Here is a 1,020-nt window from a genome sequence, read left to right on the forward strand (position 1 = left end):
GATCGAGGTCGCCGACCGCTGGCACCTGCTCCAGAACCTGTCCGCCGCAGTCGAGAAGACCTGCCACCAGCACCGCTCCTGCCTGCGCAAACACGCCGAACAGGAGGAGCCGGCACCCGAGCCTCCGGTGATCGACCTGCCGGTGCCGGAGCTGCCACGCACGCCTCTCGTCGAGCGCACCCGCGACCGCTACGCGGACGTCCACCGGCTGCTGGAGCAGAGGTGGACGATCAGCGCCATCGCCCGCCACCTCGGCCTGGACCGCAAGACCGTGCGCCGCTTCAGGAACACCCCGCTGGACGAACTTCTCGCGTCCGCGAAGGACTTCGGCGTCCACAAGGCGAAACTCCTGGAGCCGTTCAAGCCCTACCTGAACCACCGGTTCACCTCCGGATGCACCAGCGGCACCCGGCTGTTCCACGAGATCCGCGAGCGCGGCTATGCCGGCAGCATCCAGGTCGTGCGCCGCCACCTGGCCAAGCTCCGCGAGGGGACGGCCGAGCCGGTCCGCGCCGACATCCCCAGCCCACGCCGCATCACCTCGTGGATCATGCGTCCGCGCGAGACGCTCACGGACCAGGAGGTGGAGAAGCTGCTGGGTGTCAGGATCGCCTGCCCGGACATCGCCCGGGCCTGTGACCTGGCCAGATGCTTCCGAGATCTGCTGGTCAACCGGCGCGGCGGCATGCTGCCGGACTGGATTCGCCAGGCCGATCAGGACGCCCCCGCACCGGTCCGTTCGTTCGCCGGGTTCCTCCGCCAGGACCTCGACGCCGTGACCGCCGGCCTCACCCTCGAATGGAGCTCTGGCAGGGTCGAAGGCAACGTGAATCGGGTCAAAACACTCAAGCGCGCCATGTACGGCCGGGCCTCCTTCCGACTCCTCCAGATCCGCATCCTCACCCGACCATGACTTTCACGGAACTGATGCTGTTGGTGATCTTCACTGGGGAGGGTGAGGCTGACGGCTTTTCCGGTCGCTGGCCCTGTGCGCCTGCTGTCCTGCTCTGGAGATCCGAG

Annotated in this window: 1 protein-coding gene; it reads left to right on the forward strand. The window is 67.9% G+C overall.

The window, feature by feature from the left end; all coding sequences use genetic code 11:
- Positions 1-913 (forward strand): transposase (locus ACWDD9_RS43865; protein ID WP_449814788.1); only part of this gene is annotated, 913 nt, incomplete at its 5' end.
- Positions 914-1,020 lie beyond the last annotated feature (107 nt).

The sequence above is a fragment of the Kitasatospora sp. NPDC001119 genome (assembly GCF_053598475.1).